Source organism: Halopseudomonas sp. T1L2, assembly GCF_055397385.1.
In genome coordinates this window covers 973,474-995,843 of the sequence record NZ_AP040865.1, presented here as the reverse complement: position 1 = coordinate 995,843, position 22,370 = coordinate 973,474, and the positions used below count along the sequence as shown (strand labels likewise).

17 protein-coding genes and 1 pseudogene are annotated in these 22,370 nt (G+C 58.5%); 7 read left to right on the top strand and 11 right to left on the bottom strand.

Features of this window, described 5'->3' with window-relative positions; translation table 11 throughout:
* Positions 1-57: 57 nt before the first annotated feature.
* The 5 genes and pseudogenes from rnt to ACZ5WQ_RS04640 all read left to right on the top strand — a co-directional run.
* Complete coding sequence (gene rnt, locus ACZ5WQ_RS04660; protein WP_412779064.1) at positions 58-693, top strand: ribonuclease T; 636 nt, start codon at positions 58-60, stop codon at positions 691-693.
* A gap of 213 nt (positions 694-906) precedes the next feature.
* Positions 907-1,878 carry a TAXI family TRAP transporter solute-binding subunit gene (locus ACZ5WQ_RS04655; protein ID WP_285677063.1) on the top strand — a complete coding sequence of 324 codons (972 nt, stop codon included), beginning with the start codon at positions 907-909 and terminating at the stop codon, positions 1,876-1,878.
* Between the two features lie 189 nt (positions 1,879-2,067).
* Positions 2,068-4,650 carry a TRAP transporter permease gene (locus ACZ5WQ_RS04650; protein WP_464383254.1) on the top strand — a complete coding sequence of 861 codons (2,583 nt, stop codon included), beginning with the start codon at positions 2,068-2,070 and terminating at the stop codon, positions 4,648-4,650.
* Between the two features lie 10 nt (positions 4,651-4,660).
* Positions 4,661-5,089, top strand: a complete 429-nt coding sequence (locus ACZ5WQ_RS04645) for a universal stress protein (protein WP_233049614.1) — start codon at positions 4,661-4,663, stop codon at positions 5,087-5,089.
* Positions 5,090-5,270: 181 nt separating this feature from the next.
* Positions 5,271-6,479: pseudogene (locus ACZ5WQ_RS04640) on the top strand (nitrate/nitrite transporter); the annotation flags it as partial.
* Positions 6,480-6,588: 109 nt separating this feature from the next.
* Here the strand turns inward: ACZ5WQ_RS04640 and ACZ5WQ_RS04635 are convergent.
* Complete coding sequence (locus ACZ5WQ_RS04635) at positions 6,589-6,990, bottom strand: nuclear transport factor 2 family protein (protein ID WP_464383253.1); 402 nt, start codon at positions 6,988-6,990, stop codon at positions 6,589-6,591.
* Between the two features lie 710 nt (positions 6,991-7,700).
* Here ACZ5WQ_RS04635 and ACZ5WQ_RS04630 point away from each other — a divergent pair.
* A complete protein-coding gene (locus ACZ5WQ_RS04630; protein ID WP_464383252.1) occupies positions 7,701-8,057 on the top strand; it encodes a hypothetical protein in 357 nt (118 codons plus the stop codon).
* Positions 8,058-8,329: 272 nt separating this feature from the next.
* Here the strand turns inward: ACZ5WQ_RS04630 and ACZ5WQ_RS04625 are convergent, their stop codons facing one another.
* From ACZ5WQ_RS04625 to ACZ5WQ_RS04595, 7 genes are all read right to left on the bottom strand, one after another.
* Positions 8,330-10,117, bottom strand: a complete 1,788-nt coding sequence (locus ACZ5WQ_RS04625; RefSeq protein WP_464383251.1) for an ABCB family ABC transporter ATP-binding protein/permease — start codon at positions 10,115-10,117, stop codon at positions 8,330-8,332.
* Between the two features lie 101 nt (positions 10,118-10,218).
* Complete coding sequence (locus ACZ5WQ_RS04620; protein WP_269687389.1) at positions 10,219-11,568, bottom strand: hypothetical protein; 1,350 nt, start codon at positions 11,566-11,568, stop codon at positions 10,219-10,221.
* A 198-nt stretch (positions 11,569-11,766) separates the two neighbouring features.
* Positions 11,767-12,546, bottom strand: a complete 780-nt coding sequence (locus ACZ5WQ_RS04615; protein ID WP_464383250.1) for a dienelactone hydrolase family protein — start codon at positions 12,544-12,546, stop codon at positions 11,767-11,769.
* A 487-nt stretch (positions 12,547-13,033) separates the two neighbouring features.
* Positions 13,034-14,461, bottom strand: a complete 1,428-nt coding sequence (locus tag ACZ5WQ_RS04610) for an NAD(P)(+) transhydrogenase (Re/Si-specific) subunit beta (protein WP_088274312.1) — start codon at positions 14,459-14,461, stop codon at positions 13,034-13,036.
* A gap of 7 nt (positions 14,462-14,468) precedes the next feature.
* Positions 14,469-14,789 (bottom strand): NAD(P) transhydrogenase subunit alpha part 2, encoded by a 321-nt coding sequence (locus ACZ5WQ_RS04605; protein WP_172409641.1) that lies wholly within the window; start codon positions 14,787-14,789, stop codon positions 14,469-14,471.
* A gap of 10 nt (positions 14,790-14,799) precedes the next feature.
* Positions 14,800-15,924: an NAD(P) transhydrogenase subunit alpha gene (locus ACZ5WQ_RS04600; RefSeq protein ID WP_088274313.1), complete on the bottom strand. Its 1,125-nt coding sequence runs from the start codon at positions 15,922-15,924 to the stop codon at positions 14,800-14,802.
* A gap of 73 nt (positions 15,925-15,997) precedes the next feature.
* Positions 15,998-16,840 carry a metal-dependent hydrolase gene (locus ACZ5WQ_RS04595; protein ID WP_269687391.1) on the bottom strand — a complete coding sequence of 281 codons (843 nt, stop codon included), beginning with the start codon at positions 16,838-16,840 and terminating at the stop codon, positions 15,998-16,000.
* Positions 16,841-17,028: 188 nt separating this feature from the next.
* Here ACZ5WQ_RS04595 and ACZ5WQ_RS04590 point away from each other — a divergent pair, with 188 nt between their 5' ends.
* Positions 17,029-18,441 carry an alanine/glycine:cation symporter family protein gene (locus tag ACZ5WQ_RS04590; protein WP_464383249.1) on the top strand — a complete coding sequence of 471 codons (1,413 nt, stop codon included), beginning with the start codon at positions 17,029-17,031 and terminating at the stop codon, positions 18,439-18,441.
* Between the two features lie 35 nt (positions 18,442-18,476).
* Here ACZ5WQ_RS04590 and ACZ5WQ_RS04585 read toward each other — a convergent pair whose 3' ends face one another.
* The 3 genes from ACZ5WQ_RS04585 to ACZ5WQ_RS04575 are packed head-to-tail and all read right to left on the bottom strand — an operon-like array spanning position 18,477 to position 22,314.
* On the bottom strand, positions 18,477-19,250 hold the full coding sequence (locus ACZ5WQ_RS04585) for an SDR family NAD(P)-dependent oxidoreductase (protein WP_464383248.1): 774 nt from the start codon (positions 19,248-19,250) through the stop codon (positions 18,477-18,479).
* Positions 19,251-19,261: 11 nt separating this feature from the next.
* Complete coding sequence (cysS, locus tag ACZ5WQ_RS04580; protein ID WP_464383247.1) at positions 19,262-20,647, bottom strand: cysteine--tRNA ligase; 1,386 nt, start codon at positions 20,645-20,647, stop codon at positions 19,262-19,264.
* Complete coding sequence (locus ACZ5WQ_RS04575) at positions 20,647-22,314, bottom strand: glutamine--tRNA ligase/YqeY domain fusion protein (RefSeq protein ID WP_464383246.1); 1,668 nt, start codon at positions 22,312-22,314, stop codon at positions 20,647-20,649. The genes cysS and ACZ5WQ_RS04575 overlap by 1 nt, the downstream gene beginning before the upstream one ends.
* Positions 22,315-22,370 lie beyond the last annotated feature (56 nt).

Sequence of the window (22,370 nt, the reverse complement as noted above, 5' to 3'; positions counted from 1 at the left end):
CACAGCAAAGGATATTTCGTGAGCGAGTTCGACTTCGAAGGTGAAGAACAGGATGTCTTGCCAAGCGGCAAGGCCAAATCCCCTCTGGCCTATCGTTTCCGGGGCTTTCTCCCGGTGGTCATTGATGTTGAAACCGGCGGTTTCAATGCAGCGACCGATGCGCTTCTGGAAATCGCAGCCACCACCATCAACATGGATGAAGAAGGCATGGTCTACCCGGACCACACGACCTTCTTTCGTGTCGAGCCCTTCGAGGGTGCCAACATTGAACAGGCGGCACTGGAGTTTACCGGCATCAAGCTGGATCACCCGCTGCGCCAGGCGGTTAGCGAAGAGCATGCATTGACCGAGATTTTCAAGCACATCCGAAAGGCCGTTAAATCTGCCGGCTGCAAGCGAGCCGTTCTGGTTGGGCACAACGCTTTCTTCGATCTGGGCTTTCTCAACGCCGCAGTCGAGCGCACACAGATCAAGCGTAATCCGTTTCATCCGTTCTCCTGCTTCGATACTGCGACGCTGGGCGGCCTGGCTTACGGTCAGACAGTGCTGGCGAAAGCCTGCAGCGCTGCCGGTATCGACTTCGACGGCCGCGAGGCCCATTCGGCGCGTTATGACACCGAGAAGACAGCAGACCTGTTTTGCACCATTGTCAATCGCTGGCGCGAGATGGGTGGCTGGCCACCCGTAGAGTAATCCGCACGTAAAACCCGGCTTCAGGCCGGGTTCTCGTTTCCCCATCAGGGTTGCCCGACCGCGGCGCTGCGGTTAAGGTCCTAATGGATTTCAAATCATCCACTACACTGAACAGGTGAATGTGTTCGGCCCTGTTACAGGATCGGGCCTCGCACGCTGGCGGGCTGTTGTCTTGCAGTCGCCACAGACAATCAGAAAAAGGAGCTACATCACATGATGCGCAAATCGCTTGCCCTGCTGTTCTCAGCCACAATCGGATACGCTTCACTGGGTGCAACAACCGCGGCAGCCGAAACCTTTGTCACCATCGGTACCGGTGGTCAGACCGGTGTTTATTACGTCGTCGGTCAATCGGTCTGCCGCCTTCTCAACCGCAATTCAGCCGAACACGGCATTCGTTGCAACGCTCCCTCCAGCGGTGGTTCGGTCGCCAACGTCAACGCTATCCGTGGCGGCGAGATGAACATGGGCGTGGTGCAATCGGACATTCAGTACAAATCCTATGAAGGCATTCAGAGCTTTGAATCCGAAGGCCCCTTCAGTGACATGCGTGCCCTGTTCGCCCTGCATGGTGAGCCGCTCACTATCGTAGCCCGCAACGACGCCAACATCGCCGGCGTTAAGGACCTCAAGGGCAAGCGCGTCAACATCGGCAATCCGGGCTCCGGTCAGCGCGATACCATGGACGTTGTTATGCAGGCGCTGGGCTGGACAGTTGACGACTTTGCCCTGGCCTCTGCGCTCGATGCAGCCGAGCAGGCAGCAGCACTCGGTGACAACAACATCGACGCCATGGTTTATGTCGTCGGTCATCCGAACGGCTCCATTCAGGAGGCCACCACCACTGTCGACGCCAACCTGGTATCGGTATCCGGGCCGGAAATCGATCAGTTGATCAGCGAGCGCCCCTACTACGCCAAGGCGATCATTCCGGGCGGCCTGTATCGTGGCAATGACGCCGACACCGAGACCTTCGGCGTTCGTGCAACGCTGGTAGCCTCTACTGCTACCGATGACGAGACTGTCTACCAGACAGTGAAGGCGGTATTCGAGAACTTCGACCGCTTCAAGCGCCTGCACCCGGCCTTTGCCACCCTGAAGGAAGAGGAAATGATCAAGGACGGTCTCTCGGCACCGCTGCACGAAGGCGCCATCCGCTACTACAAGGAACGCGGCTGGATGTAACACCAAACGGGCCATCCTCAGGGGTGGCCCGGCTGTTTTCGGTTACCCGATTTACCTTGCTGCCGCCATTTCGGCAGCCCCGGACGCGGGTCCACGAGATCTCGTTCCTATCGCGGCGCCCACAGGCATGCTGCACCGGCAGGACAACTGCCGCACCATAATCAAAATGCACAGGAGAAGCGCGCAGCCATGAGCCAACCAAGCGACGCCACCGACCTCAACACTGAACTGGAAGATCTGGTCGCCACCAGTGATACCGGTGCCCGCAAGCCCACCGGCCTGGCCAAAAATCTGCTGATGGGCATTGCAGCGATATGGTCGCTGTTCCAGTTGTGGATCGCCTCGCCGCTGCCTTTTCTGGTCGGCTTTGGTGTATTCAACAGTACCGAGGCGCGCTCGATACACCTGGCTTTTGCGGTGTTTCTCGGCTTTATGGCCTACCCCGCGTTCAAACGCTCGCCGCGAGAGTATGTGCCGGCTATTGACTGGATTCTGGCGCTGATCGCCGCTTTCTGCGCCGCGTATCTTTATCTGTTTTATGCCGAGCTGGCAGAGCGCCCCGGCAGGCCGACAACCCAGGATGTCGTGGTTGCCGTGACGGGGCTGATCCTGCTGCTCGAAGCTACGCGCAGAGCGCTCGGCCCGCCGCTGATGATCGTTGCGCTGGTCTTCATCATCTATTCGGTGGCCGGCCCCTATATGCCCGGCATCCTCGCACACCGTGGCGTCAGCCTGGAAGCGCTGACCAACCACCAGTGGCTCACCGCACAGGGCGTATTCGGCATTGCATTGGGCGTATCGACCAGCTTCGTCTTCCTGTTCGTGCTGTTTGGTTCACTGCTCGATAAGGCCGGCGCCGGCAACTACTTCATCAAGGTTGCCTTCTCGCTGCTTGGGCATTACCGAGGCGGACCGGCTAAAGCTGCTGTGGTCGCCTCCGGCATGACCGGCCTGATCTCGGGCTCCTCCATCGCCAACACTGTTACCACCGGCACCTTCACCATCCCGATGATGAAACGGGTCGGGTTCTCGGCGGAAAAGGCCGGCGCGGTTGAGGTTGCCTCCTCGGTCAACGGCCAGATCATGCCCCCGGTGATGGGCGCTGCCGCCTTCCTGATGGTCGAGTACGTCGGCATTTCCTATGTCGACGTCATCAAGCATGCCTTTTTGCCGGCGCTGATTTCCTATATCGCACTGATTTATATCGTTCATCTGGAAGCGGTCAAGGCCGGCATGCAGGGCCTGCAGAGCAGCAATCCACCCCGTCCGCTGCTACGCAAGATCATTGGCTTTCTCACTGGCCTGCTGCTGTTGATGGCACTGTCGTTCGCGGTCTATTACGGTCTGGGCTGGCTCAAGCCCGCGCTGGGTGATGCCGCCGGGTGGGTGATCGCTGGTGCCCTTGCCATCGTTTATATCGGGCTGCTGAAAATCGGTTCACGCTACCCGGAACTGGAGCTGGACGACCCCAACTCCCCGGTGGTTCACCTGCCGCAGACCCGTCCGACGGTGATGTCCGGGTTGCATTTCATCCTGCCGGTGATCGTGCTGATCTGGTGCCTGATGGTTGAGCACCTCTCCCCCGGGTTGTCGGCATTTTGGGCAACGATCCTGATGATCGTGATCATGCTCACCCAACGCCCGCTGATGGCGGCGTTTCGTGGAGATGGCGATACCGGCAGCGCGCTACGTCAAGGCTTTGAAGAGCTCTGGCAGGGGCTGGTAGCCGGTGCGCGCAACATGATTGGTATCGGCATCGCCACCGCGACCGCAGGAATTATCGTCGGTGCGGTCTCGCAAACCGGCGTTGGCCTGGTGCTCGCTGACCTGGTCGAAATCCTGTCAATGGGCAACCTGATGCTGATGCTGATGCTGACCGCGGTGCTCAGCCTGATCCTTGGTATGGGCCTGCCGACTACCGCCAACTACATCGTAGTTTCGGCCCTGCTGGCACCGGTCATCGTGACCCTGGGGCAGGAAAGCGGCCTGCTGGTGCCCCTGATCACAGTGCATCTGTTCGTGTTCTATTTCGGCATCATGGCCGATGTGACGCCGCCAGTTGGTCTGGCTTCCTTTGCTGCAGCTGCGGTATCGGGTGGCGACCCTATCCGAACCGGGTTTCAGGCCTTCTATTACAGCCTGCGCACAGCCGCACTGCCCTTCCTGTTCATCTTCAACACTGATCTGCTGCTGATCGACGTGGACCTGCTGCACGGCATCATCATTTTCGTGGTGGCCACCATCGCGATGCTGATCTTCGCAGCGGCCACCCAGGGCTGGCTGGTCGTCAAGAGCCGATGGTATGAAAGCCTGCTGTTGCTGCTGGTCGCCTTCACGCTGTTCCGTCCGGGCTTCTGGATGGATATCGTTCATGACCCCTATCGTTCAATTCCGCCCGCGCAGCTGGAGCAATCCCTTGAGCGACTTGATAAGGGCAGCAACCTGCGTGTTCAGGTCGCCGGGGAAGATGACATCGGCCAGCCACGGACTTTCTTTGTGCTGGTCCCGGTTCCCGAAGGGGCCAATGGCGCTGAACGCCTGGACAAACTGGGCTTGCTACTTATGGAAGATGGCGACCGGACAATCGTTGATATGGTGACCTATGGCAGTCCCGCAGCGGATCTGGGCTTTGAGTTCGACCAGGAGATCGTCGAAATTCTGGCTCCGGTAGATCGCTGGGCCAAGGAATGGATGTGGATTCCGGCCGTTGGGGTATTCCTGCTGGTATTCGGACTGCAATGGCGTCGGCGCCCCGCCGGCGCCCATGCGTAAGGAAATGATCATGTACGACAAGATACTGTTGCCCATCGACCTCAACCACAAGCAATCATGGGAAAAGGCGCTGCCAACCGCTCTGAACCTGTGCCAGACCTATCAGGCATCCTTGCACATCGTGACCGTTGTTCCCGACTTCGGCATGCCTCTGGTCGGCGGCTTCTTTCCGCGCGAATTTGCCGAACAGGCCAAGAAAACCATCAGTGACGGGCTTAAGACCTTTGTTGCCGAGCACGTGCCCAAAGGCGTTAAAGTGCAGCGCATCGTCGCCGACGGCAAGGCCTATGAGGCTATCCTCCGAGTCGCGCGCAAGCTGGATGTTGATCTGATCGTCATGGCTTCCCACAAGCGCAAGCGGCTTGAAGACTACCTGCTTGGCACCAACGCACTGCGCGTCGTGCAACAGTCAAAACGGTCCGTGATGATTATCCGCTAATACTCCAGCCCATCTGGCACAGAATCTGCGTCGATATTGCTGTGCGATATGGGCTGCCAGCCTCCAACATAGCGTTTTTGCCGGCTCGCAATTGCGATGGCTTGGCAAAGGCGCTTTTGCCTGTGTGAACACCAGCCAACAGACAGTTAAAAGCGCTTAGCAGTACCGACAGGACTATCGAATGAGTACCTCGTTCTGGAAATCAGGCCACACCCCCACGCTGTTTTCAGCGTTTCTCTACCTTGATATCAGCTTCATGGTCTGGTACCTGCTGGGTCCAATGGCGGTGCAAATCGCTACCGATCTGGCGCTTGACGCGCAGCAACGGGGCATCATGGTTGCCACCTCGATTCTATCCGGCGCGCTCCTGCGGCTGCTGCTCGGCTTCTTGGCAGATCGCCTGTCACCGAAACTGGCAGGTGTCATCGGCCAGTTGATCGTCATACTCTCGCTGTCGATCGCCTGGCTGCTTGGTATCGACAGCTACGAACAAACGCTGCTGCTGGGGTTGGGGCTAGGCTTTGCGGGCGCGTCCTTTGCCGTTGCCCTTCCGCTGGCGTCACAATGGTATCCGCCCGAGCACCAGGGAACAGCCCTGGGCATAGCCGGTGCCGGCAATTCCGGGACAGTCCTGGCCGCGCTTTTTGCACCGGGGCTGGCCTATCTGTTCGGCTGGCAGAACGTGTTCGGGCTGGCGCTTATCCCGCTGAGTATCACCCTGCTTGTGTTTTTGCTGCTGGCACGCAATGCGCCCAGCCGTCCTGCGCCTGCCGCGCTGATCGACTACGCCCGGGCGCTGCGCGATGTCGACAGTGCATGGTTCATGTTCTTCTACAGCATTACCTTCGGCGGCTTCATCGGCCTGGCCAGTGCGCTACCCGGGTACTTCAGCGACGAATACGACCTTGATCCGGTTCGCGCCGGTTATTACACAGCGGCCTGCGTGATGGTCGGCAGCCTGATGCGGCCAGTTGGCGGTATGCTGGCCGACCGCGTTGGCGGCATTCGAGCTTTGCTGATGATGTATGCGATTGCCTCTGGCTGTATCGCTATCGTTGGCCTCAACCTGTCCGATGCATGGGCAGCCCTGAGCCTGTTTGTTATCGCAATGCTGGGTTTGGGGATGGGTAACGGTGCTGTGTTTCAGCTGGTACCCCAACGCTTTTCGCGTGAAATGGGTGTGATGACCGGATTGATAGGAATGGCCGGCGGCGTTGGCGGTTTTATCCTGGCCGCAGGCCTGGGAGCCATCAAGCAACACAGTGGCGACTATCAGCTTGGACTGTGGCTGTTCGCCGCGCTCTGCATTCTGGCCTGGGCGGGACTTTTCGGTGTCAGGCACCGCTGGCGCACCGCATGGGTGCCTTTGGGTGCCGGCAGGGCACGCCTTTTAGACATGCGGTCGGTCAGGCGCATCCATAATCGGTCAATGACTGTGGAGCGCAAGACCTGGCAATCAAGGCCGGCCAGAGATCCCCGGCGGCCTTGTCCACGGTATATCAGGCTTTGGCGGGCTTGATCGCGTCAAGCATGCGACCCATGGCTGCGTGAATCGCATTGACCGCCTTAAGTGGGCGGACCATGACCTTGAAGTCAACGATCTTGCCTTCGTCATTCCACTGGATCATGTCGATGCCATTGATGGTAATGCCGTCAATCTCGGTCTGAAATTCCAGTACCGCGTTGTTGCCATCAACGACTTCACGCAAATACTTGAAATGCCCGGGCTCGTTCAATGTCTTGAACGCCGCGGAGAGATACAGCGTTGTGATCGGCTTGCCAACCTGCGGGGTATGCACCACCGGCGAATGAAACACCACCTCATCAGCCAGCAGATCCGCCAGCCCGCTCGGGTCCTGTGCCTCGACAACCTTATGCCACCGCTCGATTACACTGCTCATTGCTCCTCCTTGTTGTTATCCGCGTGAAGCCTATTGTTGGCCGCTTTGTCGAGCAGCGGCAAGGGAGATTCAGGTGGTGAATTGGAAGGTAACGGATTTGACGTGAAAGGCAGTTATTTGCCCTTCAGTAGCGGATAGCAAGCCGTAAACAAGATAGTCAGCTGGACTTAAACATCATTCTTCCTGTCTCAGCCAGCACAGTTGACGCTGGTTGCCAAATCACGAGGGCTAGTCTTTTTGAGTTATTGGGCTGATGGCCAGTTAACGCTAATCTCAATTAACTCTGTCGCCAAAACCATCTCAAGGGAATGACACATGATTCGTAGCTGTTCCCGACTATTCGTCCTTTTTATAACCTTGGCGCCGTTTGCCTCAATTGAAGCTGCGGTGAGTATTGGGGCCGCAGAAGCGGAATCCCGAGCAGAAGCCTGCAGCGAAGCCAGAAGTAACTCCAGAATGCGGGTTCCTAACAATGTTTCCTATCAAAACACGAACTCCTGCGACTGCGAGTCAATCGACGATGAAATGGAAGAGCTTTGGTACTGCGAGGTATCCACTCATTACACATTACGCGAGCAAAGAATAACTAGCGGCTCCAATACACCAAGTAACAATGGTACAGGCGCCAACATTCCCAGAAGAAGCATATATGTATCTCCCGGGTTCAACTGATACGCCGCCCCCCAAAACCCCAAAAAAGATCAGGTTACATGATGAAAAAAACTGCGATCGCCATACTAGTATTTGTTTTTACCAGCACCATAAACGCCTACACACATGCAGAGGACCTAAAATATATTTACTGCATTGCAGATGAGATTAATGTTTTAACTTCTCCGCCACGGCGCTATATGACAGATGTGTTTTTTGTGGCCAGAGATGAGAGCACATCATCACTGGAGTCGGAATTTGTTCGTCACCTGGAGGGACAGTTTGGAATCAGCAGAGCGCAGCTGTGGAGCAACTGCCCTGTCTATTACAGTCTGGACGCAGCCAGACGAAATCATCGCGATTTTGCCAGCACCTCAAAATATAATGTTCAGCCATCACTTTTTGTTAAAAACTAGCCATGCCCTGTCTTGACTGCTCATACCAGCAAGATGAAATCAAAAAAAAATCCAGGTGGCGCATGAAACCGATCAGTGACGGTGACAGTGAGAGGGTATAACCGACCATCGACCAAGCATGCGCTACCCAGATGTTTTTTTATTCTAATTCCGGTATGGGAAATATCAAACCATTTAACTTACCGACATATCAGAATCATCTAGGCGACACGAACTAAGAGATCGGCCAGTTATCTGACCACTACGATGACATGACACTCCACAATCGTAGGCTAGGCAGTTGCGCTCTCCCGTTGCTGATCCGCCCACAGCCGTGCGTAGGCACCCTGCCTGGCCAGCAGTTGGGCGTGGGTGCCCTGCTCCACTACCTCGCCCTGGTCAATCACTGCAATGTTGTCGGCGTGGACGATCGTCGAGAGACGGTGGGCGATGGCCAGGGTGGTACGACGCTCGGCAACCAGGTTGAGGGCGTCGAGAATGCGGCGTTCAGCGTGGGTATCGAGCGATGCCGTGGCTTCATCCAGAATCAGAATCGGCGGGTTCTTGAGCAGTACGCGGGCGATGGCAATACGCTGCTTTTCGCCGCCGGAGAGCTTCAGGCCACGTTCACCCACCGGGGTATCCAGTTTCTGCGGCAGGCTGCGCACGAAGATATCCAACTGCGCCAACTCCAGCACTCGCCAGATTTCGTCCTCGCTGGCACCCGGTGCGCCATAAGCAACGTTGTAGCCGATGCTGGCATTGAACAGCACCGTGTCCTGGGGCACCACGCCGATGGCGCGGCGCAAACTATCCTGGGTCACGCTGCGAATGTCCTGACCGTCGATGCTGATGCTGCCGCTGTCTACGTCGTAGAAACGGAACAGCAGCCGCGCCAGCGTGGATTTACCCGCACCGCTGGCACCGACAATCGCCAGGGTCTGTCCCGCCGGGATATCGAGAGTAATGCCTTTCAGCACCTCACGCCCCTGATCGTAGCGATAGTGCACATCATGAAACCGAACTGATGCTCCATGCAGTTGCAGCGCCTTGGCATTGTCAGCGTCCACTACCTTGAGCGGCGCGCGCAGCAGCGTGAACAGCCGCTCGATGTTGGTCAATGCCTCGCGGATCTCACGGTAGACGAAACCGAGGAAGTTGAGCGGAATGAACAGCTGAATCATGTAGGCATTGATCATCACCAGCTCACCAACGGTCATGCTGCCGGCGCTGACCTCGCGCGCCGCCAGCACCATCATCAAGGTGACAGCCCCCGCGATAATCAGCGCCTGCCCCGAGTTGAGTGCCACCAGCGACAGGCGGTTCTTCATCCGAGCCGCTTCCCAGTCCTGCAGGTTGCGGTCGTACTCGCTGGCTTCAAACGCCTCGTTGCCGAAGTATTTGACCGTTTCGAAATTCAGCAGGCTATCGATGGCGCGGGTATTGGAGCGGTTGTCCATCTGATTGCTTTCGCGCACGAAGCGGTTGCGCCACTCGGTGCACCAGATGGAGAAACTGCCATACAGCAGCACCGCCACCAGCACGGCCGCCGCGTACACCGCGCTGAAGTTGGCCAGCAGAATCACACTGATCAGGCCAATCTCGATCAGCGTTGGCAGAATGTTGAACACCATAAAGCGCAACAGAAAGCTGATGCCTGACGTACCTCGTTCGATGTCACGGGCCAGACCGCCGGTGCGCCGCGACAGATGAAAACCGAGGTCAAGCCGGTGCAGATGCTCAAACACCTGCAGTGAGATGCGCCGCATCGCCCGCTCGGCAACACGTGCAAAGACCGCATCGCGCAGTTCACCGAAAAATACCGACGAGAAACGCAGCACACCGTAGAACAGCAATAACGCTGCGGGCACCAGTACCAGTGCGTCAGCGGCGCTTTCAAAGTGATCAACAATCAGCTTGAGCAACCAGGGCACCGCCACGCCGGCCAGCTTGGCAACCAGCATGCAGAGCATGGCCAACACCACTCGTCCGCGAAACTCGCGCAGATAGGGCAACAGATCAAAGATGATGCGCCAGTTGACCGGGCCACCGGCGTACTGGCTGTCGGAGCGTGGGCGCACGGCAACTCTCGGCAGAAAAAAAGGCTGAAAACACAAAGGGCCTGAACGCAACCGCGTTCAGGCCCTAGAAGTGTACCGCATGTAGGGCGGCGTAGCTGCGCTCAGTCCTCGTGCGGAATCGGGTCCGGGTTACGGTCCCAGCCGACCAGCAGCAATGTGGTTGCGATACCGATCAGCAGGCCTATCCAGGGCTCGAAGAACGCCAGTGCGGCACCGATCAACACCACCGCGCCGCGGGAGGTGTTGTTCTTGGGAATCGCCATGGCGATATAGGCGCAGGCAAACCCGGTCAATACCAGCGTCAGCGACAGCGCAATCCCAAGCAGCGGCTTCAGCCCGGTCAGCAGCGGCAGCAGGAAGAACAGGATCGGAAGACCCATCAGGTAATAGGACGCCAGACCGCTGTGCAGGCTGCCCATCGCTTCCTTGCCCTGTTTCCAGCGCTGCATGATGATCACGTGCACGCCGGTCCACAGTGCCCCCTGGGTCGGGAAGAACGGCGCGCTGATCCCCATAAGCGCGTTACGAATGGCCAGCGAGATGTGCGAGCGGGTCGGGTTGATGTCGATGTGCTCATCCTGGCGATTTTGCAGGCCTTCACGAATGACTTCGTTACCGGTCACCAGATCGCCGAACAGGATCACGTAGGTGATCAGGGCCAGCGGCATACCCTGAATGAACATCTCCATGCTTGGCCAGCCAATGGCAAACGGCGACACTTTGGCCCAGGCATCGCCCAGCGGCGGAATCAGGATGCCCCACTGAATGTCGTAGCTCACCTCACCCACCATCGGGCCGATAATGCCCGCCAGCACAAAGCCTGGCAGCAGGCCGAGTGCGCCAAGCAGCGCGAAGAAACGGTATTTTTCTTTCAGTTTGGCCATGGGCAGGCTGAAAGCAAAGATCAGGCAAACCGCGCAGGCGATGGTCGTTGCGATCGGCTGTTGCAGCAGAAAACGATCAGCGTCATCGACCAACACCCTTTTCAGCGCAGCGATAGCGGCACCAAGGATGATCCCCGCTTTCAGCGTGTCGGGTAGCCAGAGCATGAAACGTTTGCCAAGCCCGGTGATACCCAGCAAAAACAGCAACAGCGCAAAATCCAGAGATAATGCAGTCATCGCCTGGAAGCGCTCATCCGGGGTTTCGTAGCCACCAAGCACAAAGGCAAGTACCAGCGGCAGGGCCGGCGTAATCCAGCCCGGTGCGTAAGGTTCGCCGAAGACGATGATCGACGAGGTGATCAGAATCGAATGAATAAGCGAGACGGCGACGGCCTCTTCGAAGCTCAGACCGAAAAAGCCGGTCATCAGCGGGACCAGCGACAGGCCTGTTGCGGCTGCGATCAGCAGGCCCTGAAAGAACTCCGGCCAGCACAGCTTGGAGTGATAGAACGGCAAGCGGAAGGTAAACGGCCCCCAGCGCCAACCAGGTTGTTCAGGTTGCGACATACCCATCTCCAGTATTGTTGATTGTTCTTCTTATTTGGCTCACCCGACGGTGGGCCTGCTCTGATTATGCCAGCCAGAGCGGCTGGCGGGTGACCAAGGTGTCACCATCACTGTTGTCGATGAAGCGAACGTGCCGCAGCTTATCCGCCAACCAGACACAGCAGCAACGGTAGCGAACGCACTCCGCTGCTGCCCGTTTCAGTCCATCACCTCAGCAAAGAATTGCTTCATGGCCGAGAAAGCACGCTTGGCAACAACCGGATTGTACTCAGCCTTCCCCGGCATCGCCGCGTAGGGGTCGCTGAACGAATGGACAGCACCACCATAGCTGATCAACTGCCAGTCAACATTGGCAGCACGCATTTCCGCACTGAAATCGGCAACCTGCTGATCCGGCACGAAGGGATCATCCGCACCGTGAAGAACCAGAACCGGCATGCGAATAGCCTTGGCGTCCTCAGGGTTGGGAGTATCCAGGTTACCGTGGAAGGAGACGACGCCGCGAATTTCCGTACCGGAACGCGCAAGCTCAAGTACCGTTCCGCCGCCAAAACAGAAGCCGATGGCCGCCAGATTATCAATATCCAGCGGGACCGCCCCCTGTTGGGCACGCAGTACATCCAGGGCGGCATTGGCTCGCGCCCGCATCATCGGCCGATCGTTGCGGACCGTGGTGGCCGCAGCAGCCGCTTCGTCCGCATTCTGCGGACGGATATCACGGCCATACATGTCTGCTACAAACACCACATATTCAGAACCGGCCACCTTGGCCGCCTTCTCGGCCGCGGCCTCGGTGACCCCCATCCAGTTGGGCACCATCAGCACCCCCGGGCGCGGCGTGGTGACCGCCTCATCAAAGACCAGCAACCCTTCATAGGACTGGCCGTCGATTTCGTAAGGCACCGTCTGCACCGTCATGTCCGCCTGTACCATACCGGCCAGACCGCTCAACACCAGCGTTGTCAACGTTCGTTTCATTACAGTCTCCTAGGTTATTGGTATTACAAGATAGCTCAGCATACTCCGCACGCAGGCGCATAAAAGGCTCTTTGCGGATTATCAAGGTAAATTCGAGAAGGGACTTTTCGAGGCAATTAACCGCATGCGCAGAGGATCGAGTGTGCACTGGGGTTCGTCCCGTTTACGCGGGCGAGTAGCGCAGGGCTGGCGGGAAAAAGGACGGCAGCCTGTTTGAGGAGCGTAGCGACGAGTTCTGCCGGCCCCCGCCAGACCGAGCAACGCAGCGAACCCGAAGGGCCGCGTAGCCGGGTGCCCGGGGGGATCGCCAAGGGGGGCTGGGCAAGCAGCCCCCCTTGGCTCGCCGTGAAGGCGAAAGGCTGACTTAGCAACAGCGCATGAATAAAACGCTAAACCGAAGGAAACGGTTACCCCCGCAGTCCTCGAGCAAACACAAAAAAGCCCCTGTTCTTTCGAACAGGGGCTTCGCTTACCGCATAGGAGTCGATTAACCGAGCGACTTGACCGCTTCGATCATCTGCACCATCACCTTCTGGGCATCGCCATACACCATCGAGGTGTTGTCGAGGAAGAACAGTTCGTTCTCGACACCGGAGTAGCCCTTGCCCTGACCACGCTTGACCACGTAGGCCTGACGCGCCTGATCCACGTTGAGGATCGGCATGCCGTAGATCGGGCTGGACTTGCGGGTACGGGCGGCCGGGTTGACGACGTCGTTGGCGCCCAGAACGATGGCAACATCGGCCTGTGCAAACTCTTCGTTGATGTCTTCCAGGTCATGGATGATGTCGTACGGTACACCGGCTTCAGCCAGCAGTACGTTCATGTGACCCGGCATACGGCCGGCTACCGGGTGAATCGCGAAGCTGACTTCAACGCCCTGCTTCTGCAGCAGTTTGACGAATTCGTACAGCTTGTGCTGCGCCTGAGCAACCGCCAGACCGTAACCCGGAACGATGATGACCTTGTTCGCGTAGAACATGGAAATCGCCGCATCGGATGCGTCACAGGCCTTCATGGTGCCCTGGATTTCACCGTCGGAACCGTCGTCTTCACCACCGAAGTCGCTGAAGATGATGTTGCTGACCTGGCGGTTCATCGCCTTGGCCATCATCAGAGTCAGCAGCGTACCAGCGGAACCTACCACAGTACCGGCAATGATCATCGCCGGGTTTTGCAGTACAAACCCTTCAAAGGCAACCGCCAGACCGGTGAAGGCGTTGTACAGGGAGATCACGACCGGCATGTCTGCACCACCGATCGGGGTGGTCAGCAGCACGCCCAGTGCCAGCGCAACGGCAAAGAACACCAGAATCAGCAGAATCGGCGTTTCTTCAGCCCCCACAACCGCCATGACGGTGACAACCGCACCGATGAACAGTGCACCACACAGCAGTGCAGCGTTGACGTACTGGTGCTTGGGCAGGCGCCAGGCCTTGTTCATGCGGCCATCGAGCTTGGCCCAGGCAATCAGCGAGCCGGACAGTGCAACCGCACCAATCAGACCGCCGAGGATTGCCAGCACGGTCACAACCGGGCCGTGCGCCAGCGCGTTGCCGGACAGCAGCTCGGTGGCAGCAATCGCGGCAGCAGCACCGCCACCCATGCCGTTATAGAGGGCAACCATCTGCGGCATATCGGTCATGGCAACACGCTTGCCGCTAATCCACGCCCAGCCGATACCCAGACCCAGCGCAATTACCAGCAGGATCACGTTGGTGGTCAGATACGGCTCGGCGCGTGCGCTGACGTCAAAGCCGTACAGGAAGGCGGCAGCAACCGCCAGCACCATGCCGCCACCGGCGACAACGATACCCGAACGCGCGGTAACCGGGCTGGCCATGCGCTTGAGGCCGTACAGAAACAGAAATGCTGCGACAAAGTAGGCCGCGTCAATCAAAAACGTACTGAACATGGTCTACTTACTCCTTGTCCGCACCAGAGGCTTTATTGGTCGGCTTGAACATTTCAAGCATCCGCTCGGTGACCACATAGCCACCCGCCGCGTTGCCTGCGCCCAGCAGAACACCAACAAAACCGATCACCTGCTCAAGGGTGGAGCCTGCGTTCAGCAGGGCCCACATGGCACCCACCACCACGATACCGTGGATGAAGTTGGAGCCGGACATCAGCGGGGTGTGCAGAATGGCCGGAACCCGGCCGATGATTTCGTAGCCGGTAAACGCGGCCAGCAAAAAGATATACAGGGCAACGAAGCCTGTAATGGTAGTTGTCATTTCCATCAAACCGTCCTCAGGCCAACTGTTCGACAGCGGCGCGCGCTGCGTCATTGCGGATTTCACCGTCGTGGGTCAGTACCGAGCGAGCCAGCACCTCATCTTCCCAATCCAGCGACAGCTCGCCGTCCTTGACCATCAGGCCAACCAGAGCCAGCAGGTTGCGGGAATAGAGTTCAGAAGCATGCTCAGCGAGGTGACTGGCGATGTTCAGTGGTGCAACGATGGTTACCGGACCAACTTCCACAGTGTCACCAGGCTGAGTCAGCGGGGTGTTGCCACCGCCTTCCGCTGCGAGGTCGATGATCACCGAGCCGCTCTTCATGCCCATGATCTGCTCTTCGGTCAGAATCTTGGGGCTTGGCTTGCCGGGGATGGACGCAGTGGTGATGATTGCATCGGCCTGCTGAACGTGACGGGTCAGCACATCATTGACCTGTTTCTGCTCTTCAGCCGTCAGCTCACGGGCGTAACCGCCCTCGCCTACCGCAGATACACCGGTGTCGACGAACTTGCCGCCAACCGACTGTACCTGTTCACGGACTTCAGGACGTACGTCGTAGCCTTCGATCATAGCACCGAGGCGCTTGGCGGTTGCCAGCGCCTGGAGGCCGGCCACACCGGCGCCCATGACCAGAATCTTGGCCGGACGCAGGGAGCCCACCGCTGTGGTCATCATCGGCAGAATGCGGTGCAGGTGAGTACCAGCCATCAGCGCAGCGTAGTAGCCAGCCAGAGCAGCCTGGGAAGACAGCGCGTCCATTGCCTGGGCGCGGGTAATACGCGGAATCAGCTCCATCGCAAAGCAGGTAATACGCTTGTCACGCAGTGCTTTTACGATTTCGGGCTCGCGCTGTGCATAGATGAAGCAGCACAGAATGGAGCCTTCCGGCATTTCCTGAATGTCTTCCAGCGACGGTGGCTGCACTCGGAAGAACAGCCGGGTCTCGGCCGGAGCCGGGGCCACGGCCGCACCGGCCTGAGTGAAGTCATTGTCGGGAATCCGGGCCAGCAAACCAGCACCGGGTTCGACACAAGGCTCGATGCCAAGCTTCTGCAACTTGGCAACGACCGCAGGCACCAGCGCGACACGTTTTTCGTGGCGCCGGGTTTCTTTAGCAACATACAAACTGATAGCCATGGTCACTCCTGGGAAAAAATCCCGCGAAGCATACAACAGTTTGCAGCAGAAAGCGCATCAGTACCGAGACGATTCAGGGCTTTGTTCCAAGCATATTGATCGCATCAAACTCATGCTGAGTCTCTTGCATCAGCCGGTAATTGTCATGCTGCCAGGGATGAAAGTCCTCACGATAGAAGTCCCGGTAGGCCGACCAGAGCCCTGAAAAGAAACCGTTACGGCCCCATAACCAGCGCATGCCCCGATACCAGCTGCCCACATCGGTGAGTCGCCCGTCGCGGCGCATCATATGCCAGACACCTCGAGTCACATCACGCAGGAAGAAGAACGTCGACAAGCGCATGGCCCTGCGCAGTTGGGCCCGGTCACCGGATACCTGCATGTAGAGATCAAATGCGACCGCCTTGTGCTCGGTTTCCTCCAGGGCGTGCCACCGCCAGACCTGCCGCATCGGCTCAATAGCGCCGTCAAACCAGCGCATTTCACGCAACACCGCGTCCGCCATGATGGCAGTGAAGTGTTCCATGGCAACCGTGGCCGCGAGCCGGCGTTCAGGGGAAAAGTGGGCGTTGGCATAGCGGATACGGCGTCGCACCGGCTCGGTCAGCGCAGTAACGTCATATCCCTGCGCCTCAAGGCGGCGGTTGTATTCGATGTGTTCACGGCTGTGATGCCCTTCCTGACCGATAAAACCCTTTATCAATTGCTGCTGCCTGGGGTCCTTAACGCGGTCGCGGAAGTAGCGCACCGAGTCGATAAAAAAGCGTTCGCCATCAGGGAACAGCAACGACATGGCATTGAAGAAATGGGTTTTGAATGGGTCGCCGCCATGCCAGTACCGCGGCAGAGGATCAGGGAGTTCGAATTCGATACGACGAGGGCTGATCGTCAAATCATCCGGAGTAACGGCAGTCATGGCTCACCTCTTAATGCGCTGCATTGTTGTTATCGGTTTTGCATCAACATCAACGTGATCGGGCTATCTTCGACCCATTCGGACGATTTGACAACACTCATTTTCAACTGGCGATGAGCTGCCAAGACGCTACAGTAAGACGTAACATTCTGTTTCTGCACGCATGCCAACCGACAGCGGGGGACGTCATGAATGCCTTGATAGACGGGCTCAACACGATTTTCTGGGGTTACATTCTGATCTACGGCCTGCTCGCCGTTGGTGTCTTTTTCACCATACGTCTGGGTGCCTTGCAGTTTCTGCACTTTGGCGAGATGGTTCGCTCTCTGCTCGGTGCTCGTGAGAGTGACAAGTCCGGTATCTCACCGTTTCAGGCACTGTGTACCAGCCTTGCATCGCGGGTTGGCACCGGCAATATCGCTGGCGTGGCGGTAGCTCTCTATCTCGGTGGAGCCGGAGCCATTTTCTGGATGTGGATGGTTGCACTGGTGGGCATGGCTACCGCTTACGCAGAAAGTACCCTGGCCCAGCTCTACAAGGTCCGTGACGGTGAAGGGCAATATCGCGGGGGGCCGGCTTTCTATCTGGCAAAGGGACTTAAAGCGCCATGGGCCGGCAGCATTTTTTCCGTTTGTCTGATCCTTTCCTTCGGCCTGGTGTTCAATGCCGTTCAGGCCAACTCTATTGCTGATGCGATGGAGGGCGCCTTCGGCTTCAACAAGCTGATGGTCGGTATCGCTGTCGCCGCGGTCGCGGCCCTGGTGATTTTTGGCGGCCTGCGGTCCATCGCCCGCTTCGCGGAATTCGTGGTGCCCTTCATGGCGGCTGTTTACGTACTGATGGCGTTGGTGGTGCTTGCCATGAACTACAGCGACGTCCCGGGGGTGCTGGCGACTATCGTGAAGAGCGCCTTTGGCCTCGAAGAAGCCACTGGCGGGGTCGCCGGATCGGTAACTGCAGCCATGCTTAACGGCATCAAGCGCGGCCTGTTCTCCAATGAGGCGGGCATGGGATCGGCGCCGAACGTGGCCGCGACGGCCACACCCACACCCCACCACCCCTCTTCCCAGGGCTTCGTGCAGGCAACCGGCGTTTTTATCGACACTCTGGTAATCTGTACTGCCACCGCTGTGATGATTCTGCTGTCCGGTGTGCTGGAGCCCGGCAATGGTGTGACCGGCACGCAACTCACACAGTTGGCGCTGGAAAGTCATATCGGCGGTGCCGGAAGCTATTTTATTGCCTTTGCAATCCTGTTCTTTGCCTTCACCTCAATCGTCGCCAACTACTCCTATGCGGAGAACGCGATGATCTATCTGGGGCTCGGCGGCAAGCTGGGTATGCTGTCGCTGCGCTGCGCCGCACTGGCGATGGTGGTCTGGGGTGCCTATCAGGCGGTAGGCACGGTATTCAATGCGGCCGACGCCTCCATGGGGTTGATGGCAACCATTAACCTGATCGGTATCGTGCTGCTGTCAGGGACCGTCGCCAAGCTGACCAAGGACTACCTCGCCCAGCGCAAGGAAGGCCTGGTGCCGCACTTCAAGGCAGAAGAGTATCCGGAACTGAAACACAAGATCGACCACGACATCTGGTCTTGAGCCCAGTCACGGCTCGAGGCAACTCGAGCCGTGACTCAGCCTTTTATTTCCTGCAGTGAATTACCGCCATCCACCACCAGCATCTGACCGGTCATGTAGCTGCAGCCCTCACTGGCAAGGAACAACGCCACCCGTGCGACTTCGTCCGGCCGCCCGGGTCGCCCGATGGGTGTATGACGCCCCGCTTCCAGTTCGGCAGGCAGGCTTGAGGGGGTATGAATCCAGCCAGGTGCGATGGCATTGACCGTGATGCCCTGCCCGGCCACCTCGTGTGCAATCGAGCGGGTCAGGCCGACCATCGCCGATTTGGCAGCACTGTAGCCGGCGGTACCCGGAAAGGTCACCAGTGGCCCGGTCACCGAGGCAATATTGATCACCCGACCAAAACCGGCAGCCAGCATGTGTCTGAGCACCGGCTGGCTGACATGTACGCAGGTATTCAGGTTCAGATCTATCTCGCGTTGCCAGTGCTGAAATGCCATCCGGTGAAACAGATCACCAATCGGCTCCTCAATCCCCGACTGCGACATGCCGGCGTTGTTAACCAGAATATCAACGCGCCCAAAGCGATCCATGACCTGTTCAACCAACTCCGCTGCCTGCTCCGGGTGAGTCAGATCAGCCACCACCGCCAAACTCCGCAACCGCTCCGGATCCAGCTCGTTCTGCCGCTGAAAAATGCGGTTGGTCGTCGAGGTCAACACAACCGTCGCTCCCGCATCATGAAACATGCGGGCGATAGCGAAACCGATACCGTCAGCACTGCCGGCGCCGGTGACCAGAGCCACGCGGCCCCGGAGGTTTGTCATGTCGTGCGGCATCACTCAGCCAGCCGCCAGGTGGTCCCACCCTTGCCGTCTTCCAGCACGACGCCCATGGCGGTCAGTTGGTCGCGAATACGATCGGACTCGGCCCAGTTCTTGTCGGCACGCGCCTGCAGGCGCGCCGCAATCAAGGCTTCGACCTCTGCAGCGTCGACCTTGCCGGCGGCGCCGGCCTGCAGGAAGGCGTCGGCATCCAGCTGCAGAACGCCCAGCACCTCGGCCAACTGACGCAAGCGCGCGGCCAACCCGGCCGCTGCGGCAACATCAGCGTCCTTCAGCCGATTCACCTCGCGCACCATGTCAAACAGCACGGCGCAGGCTTCCGGGGTGTTGAAGTCGTCATCCATTGCAGCAGCAAACCGCTCGGCAAAAGCGTCACCGCCGGCAGGCGCCGCCTCGGGCAGCCCCTTGAGCGCGATGTAGAACCGCTCCAACGCGCCCTTGGCTTCCTTGAGGTTGTCTTCGGAGTAGTTGATGGCGCTGCGGTAATGGCTGGAAACCAGCAGGTAGCGAACCACCTCTGGATGGTACTTTTCCAGCACCTCGCGAATGGTGAAGAAGTTGCCCAGACTCTTGGACATCTTCTCGCCGTCAACCCGAACGGCACCTGCGTGCATCCAGGCGGCGGCGTACAACTCGCCGGTCGCTGCCTCGCTCTGAGCAATCTCGTTCTCGTGGTGCGGAAATACCAGATCCGGGCCACCGCCGTGGATGTCAAAGGTATTGCCCAGGCAACAGGTCGACATCACCGAGCACTCGATGTGCCAGCCCGGCCGACCCTCGCCCCAGGGCGAACTCCAGCTCGGTTCACCCGGCTTGGCGGCTTTCCACAGCACGAAGTCCAGCGGATCCTGCTTGGCTTCGTCAACCTCGATGCGCGCGCCGATTTTCAGGTCTTCGATCTTGCGGCGCGACAACTTGCCGTAACCTTCGAACTTGCCGACGCGGTAATACACGTCGCCGTTACCCGGTGCGTAGGCATAGCCCTTGTCGATCAGCGTCTGAATCATGGCAAACATGCCATCGATATGCTGACTGGCGCGCGGCTCCTGGTCCGGGCGCAGCACATTGAGACGGGCTTCGTCTTCATGCATTGCTGCAATCATGCGCTCGGTCAGTTGCTGAAAGGTCTCACCGTTCTCATTGGCGCGCTTGATGATCTTGTCGTCGATGTCGGTGATGTTGCGCACGTAGGTCAGGTCATAACCTCGGTGGCGGAACCAGCGCGCCACCACGTCAAACGCAACCATCACGCGCGCATGACCGATATGGCAGAAGTCATACACGGTCATGCCGCAGACATACATGCGTACCTGATTGTCGACCAGCGGCTTGAACGCTTCCTTGGACTTGGTCAGGGTATTGTAGAGTGCCAGCGCCATCAGCCCCCCCAGGAGTCACGCAGGGTGACAGTGCGGTTGAAGACCATGGCATCGGGGCGAGAATCACGCGAATCGACGCAGAAGTAGCCCTCACGTTCAAACTGGAAGCGATCATCCAGTGTGGCCTCAGCCAGCGACGGCTCGGCGCGGCAGCCGGTCAGTACCTGCAGGGAATTCGGATTGATATTGTCGAGGAAGGTGGTGCCCTCTTCGCCCTTGTCCGGATTTGCGGCATTGAACAGGCGGTCATACAGGCGCACTTCGCACTCGATGCTGCTGCTCGCCGGCACCCAGTGGATAACGCCTTTGACCTTGCGGCCTTCCGGGTTCTTGCCGAGGGTATCCGGATCGTAGCTGCACAACAGCTCGACGATGTTGCCGTCAGCATCAGTTACCGCTTCGTTAGCGCGAATCACGTAGCTGCCACGCAGACGCACTTCACCGCCCGGTTCCAGGCGCTTGTAACCCTTGGGCGGATCAATCATGAAGTCTTCACGATCAATGTAGATCTCGCGCTCGAACGGCAGCACGCGTTCGCCCATATCCTGCTTCGGGTGACGCGGCAGGCGCAGCTCTTCGGTCTGACCTTCCGGGTAGTTGGTGATGGTGACTTTCAGCGGCTTGAGCACGCACATGGCACGCGGCGCGTTGGCATCCAGGTCGTCACGGATACAGAACTCGAGTACGCCCATGTCGACCACGCCATCAGAGCGGGTTACGCCAATGCGCTCGCAGAACTCGCGAATCGCCGCCGGCGTGTAGCCGCGGCGACGGAAAGCGCTCAGCGTGGACATCCGCGGATCATCCCAGCCATCCACGTGCTTCTCGTCAACCAGTTGCTTGAGCTTGCGCTTGCTGGTCACGGTGTAGTTCAGGTTCAGGCGGGCAAATTCGTACTGACGCGGATGCGCAGGCACCGGCAGATTGTCCAGGAACCACTCGTACAGCGGGCGGTGATCTTCAAATTCCAGGGTGCAAATCGAGTGGGTAATGCCCTCGATGGCATCCGACTGGCCATGGGTAAAGTCGTAGCTCGGGTACACGCACCACTTGTCACCGGTCTGGTGGTGATGGGCGTGACGGATACGATAGAGAATCGGATCGCGCAGGTTCATGTTCGGCGCCGCCATGTCGATCTTCGCACGCAGCACCTTTGCGCCGTCGGCAAACTCGCCGGCGGTCATGCGCTGGAACTGATCCAGGTTTTCCTCAACGCTGCGCTCGCGGAACGGGCTGTTCTTGCCCGGCTCGGTCAGGCTGCCGCGGTACTCGCGCGCCTGCTCTGGTGTCAGCTCGCAAACATAGGCCTTGCCTGCCTTGATCAGCTCGATGGCCCAGGCGTGCAGCTGATCGAAGTAATCGGAGGCGTAGCGCACATCGCCGCCCCATTCAAAGCCAAGCCACTCGACGTCGGCCTTGATCGCATCAATGTATTCCTGCTCTTCCTTCGCGGGGTTGGTGTCGTCAAAACGCAGGTGACAGACACCGCCAAACTCCCTGGCCAGACCGAAGTTAAGACAGATCGACTTGGCGTGACCAATGTGCAGGTAACCGTTGGGCTCCGGCGGAAAGCGGGTAACAATGTTGCTGTGCTTGCCGCTGTCCAGATCAGCCTGGACGATCTGGCGCAGAAAGTGGCTTGGGGGCGTGGCGTCGGGTTTGTTCATAAGGTCGGCAAAACTCGCTCAGGTGATGCGCTCGGCATCAGGGATTACTCGGGAGC